This is a genomic window from Streptomyces torulosus (assembly GCF_001419765.1).
GTDB classification, from domain to species: domain Bacteria; phylum Actinomycetota; class Actinomycetes; order Streptomycetales; family Streptomycetaceae; genus Streptomyces; species Streptomyces torulosus.
Genome location: NZ_LIRK01000964.1, coordinates 1 through 2,918, shown reverse-complemented (window position 1 = coordinate 2,918; position 2,918 = coordinate 1). Strand labels below are relative to the sequence as shown.

Sequence of the window (2,918 nt, the reverse complement as noted above, 5' to 3'; positions counted from 1 at the left end):
AGGTAGAGCAGGCCGGTGAGGACCAGGAGTCCGTACGCGCCGGACACCTCGCCGGCGCGTACGGACTCCTGGTCCTCACCGGCCTGCTCTACCTGGTCTTCTCCCTCGCCCTGCCCCGCACCTTCCCCACGCTGGACACCCTCGACTCGATCCTGTCCACGCAGTCCATCCCAGCCGTCCTCGCCCTGGCCGCGATGGTCCCCATCGTCACCGGGGCGTTCGACCTCTCCATCGGCTACGGCCTCGGGCTGGCGCACGTCATGGTGCTGTACCTCATCGTCGACGCGGACTGGCCCTGGCCGCTCGCCTGCCTCGTCGTGGTCGCCGGGGGAACGGCCGTGGGCGTCCTCAACGGCGTCATCGTCGAGTTCGGCCGGATCGACTCCTTCATCGCGACGCTGGGCACCGGCAGCATGATGTACGCCGTCACCGGCTGGATCACCGACGGCGGCCGGATCGTCCCCGGCCCGGAAGGACTGCCGGCCGCCTTCACCGACCTCTACGACTCCACGTTCCTCGGCCTCCCGGTCCCGGCCTTCTACGTCCTCGCCCTCACGGTCGCCCTCTGGGTGGTGCTGGAGCGGCTGCCGCTCGGCCGGTACCTGTACGTCGTGGGCTCCAACCCGCGCGCCGCCGACCTCGTCGGCATCCCGGTCCGCAAGTACACCGTGTGCGCCTTCGCCACCTCGGGGCTGATCGTCGGCTGCGCGGGCGTCCTGCTCGCGGCCCAGCAGCAGCTGGGCAACCCGAGCGTCGGCCTCGACTATCTGCTGCCCGCCTTCGTCGGCGCCCTCCTCGGCGCCACCGCCATCCGGCCCGGCCGCCCCAACCCCCTGGGCACCCTGGTCGCGGTCGCCGTCCTCGCCGTCGGCCTCACCGGTATCGCCCAGTTGGGCGCCGAGTTCTGGACGGTCCCGCTCTTCCACGGCGGCACCCTGCTGCTCGCCGTCGGCCTGGCGGGCTACTCCGCGCGGCGCCGGCTGCGCACCGGGGCCGCCACGACCTCCGACGCCGCGGCCGTGACGCCTGAGGACGGCAGCCCATGAACCGGACCGCCGCCCGCAGCGGCACCGAGCCCCGCACCCCTGCGCGAGGAGCCCCCGTGCACCACCACCGCACCCCCACACCCGGCGCCCGCACGGCCCGGTCCGCCGCCGCCCTCCTGCTGGCCGTGGCCGCCGCCCTGACCGGCTGCGAACGCGGCTCGTCGAGCGATTCGGGGGACTCACCCGCCACCGCGGACGGTTGTCCGGCGGTCCGCGCCAGGGCCGAGGAGGCCGTCGGCAGGGCGGAGCGGACCGACGTCCCCTGGAACGGGCCGACGACCGGCCCGAGGGCGGTGGCGGGCAGGACCCTCGTCTTCGTCGCGCAGACCATGACGAACCCGGGCGTCGCCGGGGCCGCCGACGGTGTACGGGAGGCCGCACGGGTGATCGGCTGGAACGTCCGGGTGATCGACGGCGGCGGCACCCCCGCGGGCATCCAGGCGGCGATGAGCGAGGCCCTCACCCTCAGGCCGTCCGGCATCGTCATCGGCGGCTTCGACCCCAACTCGACGTCGCAGCAGGTCGCCCGGGCGAACGCGGCGGACATCCCGCTCGTCGGCTGGCACGCGGTCGCCTCCCCCGGCCCCAGCAGCCGGCCCCCGCTCTTCACCAACGTGACCACCCGCGTCGAGGCGGTGGCCAGGATCAGCGCCCAGTGGGTCATCGCGGACTCCGACGGGAACGCCGGGGTCGTGGTGTTCACCGACGCCTCGATCCCCTTCGCCAAGCACAAGTCCGAGCTGATCAGAAAAGAGCTGGCCACCTGCCGGGGCGTACGGCTGCTGTCCTACGAGAACATCCCGATCCCGGACGCGAGCAGCCGCACGCCCCGAGAGGTGTCCTCGCTGCTCTCCCGCTTCCAGGACCGCTGGACCCACTCCGTGGCGATCAACGACCTGTACTTCGCCGACGCCGCCCCGGCGTTCCGCGCCGCCGGGCGGAAGGGCTCCGGTCCGCCCTTCAACATCGGTGCGGGGGACGGCGACCCGTCCGCCTTCCAGCGCGTCAACAGCCGCCAGTACCAGGCGGCCACCGTGCCCGAGCCGCTGTCCCTCCAGGGCTGGCAGATCGTCGACGAGTTCAACCGCGCCTTCTCCGGCAGCCCCGCCAGCGGATATGTGGCCCCCGTGCACATCACCACCGCCGACAACAGCGAGGGTGCCACCACCTGGAACCCGTCCGGCTACCAGGAGGCGTACCGGAAGATCTGGGGCAGGTGACGGCCCGGTCGCACGGACGCGACGTCAGTCCTCGACACGGAGATCGAAGTGGACGCGGTCGCCTTCCAGGGTGATGTAGCCCTCGCCCTCGGCGTCCTTGTAGACGCCGGTTCCGCCGGCGATGGACGTCTTGGCGGTGATCGGCGCACGGTTCTCACGGGTGATCATGTCGTTGAGGGTGATCTCCCCCTTCTTCAGCCGCAGGACACGGGTGCACTGCGCGGTCACCCGGTGCCCGGTGGCCTCGACGGCGGCGCACCGCGCACCGGCGTCACCGGCGAACTTCTTCTTCGGGGTGTACAGCTTCAGATGGGTGACCCAGCTGTCGCCGGGCTCGACGTGCCGGGGCTTCGTGTCGACGGCCGTGACGCCGGTGAGCCTGACGCGTACGACGTCGTCGTCCCCGGAGTCCGCCACCGCGGTGGCGGCGTGCGGGGAAAGAGCGAGGACGGCGGTCAGGGCGGCGGCGGTCACACCGCGACGGACAGGGGCGGAGCGCATGGGTTCTCCCTCGGGTCGGCTTCGGGCGCCCCGGCCACCGGGGCACCGGCGAGCCATTCCAGGCGTCCGCGTCCCACCGGGCAACGCGCCTCGCGCGGACCACCGCACCGGCCACCCGGCCAGGCGAACCGGGGAGGGCGGGATGCCGGAC

Annotated in this window: 3 protein-coding genes; 2 read left to right on the top strand and 1 reads right to left on the bottom strand. The window is 73.0% G+C overall.

Annotated elements, in window-relative coordinates:
* Positions 1–68: 68 nt before the first annotated feature.
* Both AOK23_RS43130 and AOK23_RS43125 read left to right on the top strand, forming a co-directional pair.
* On the top strand, positions 69–1,046 hold the full coding sequence (locus tag AOK23_RS43130; RefSeq protein WP_063791514.1) for an ABC transporter permease: 978 nt from the start codon (positions 69–71) through the stop codon (positions 1,044–1,046).
* Complete coding sequence (locus tag AOK23_RS43125; protein ID WP_079050042.1) at positions 1,043–2,266, top strand: substrate-binding domain-containing protein; 1,224 nt, start codon at positions 1,043–1,045, stop codon at positions 2,264–2,266. The genes AOK23_RS43130 and AOK23_RS43125 overlap by 4 nt, the downstream gene beginning before the upstream one ends.
* A 24-nt stretch (positions 2,267–2,290) precedes the next feature.
* Here AOK23_RS43125 and AOK23_RS43120 read toward each other — a convergent pair whose 3' ends face one another.
* On the bottom strand, positions 2,291–2,767 hold the full coding sequence (locus AOK23_RS43120; protein WP_079050041.1) for a hypothetical protein: 477 nt from the start codon (positions 2,765–2,767) through the stop codon (positions 2,291–2,293).
* Positions 2,768–2,918 lie beyond the last annotated feature (151 nt).

Coding starts and splice junctions, on each gene's coding strand:
- AOK23_RS43125 (WP_079050042.1), top strand. CDS start 1,043: ATGAACCGGACCGCCGCCCGCAGCGGCACCGAGCCCCGCACCCCTGCG.
- AOK23_RS43120 (WP_079050041.1), bottom strand. CDS start 2,767: ATGCGCTCCGCCCCTGTCCGTCGCGGTGTGACCGCCGCCGCCCTGACC.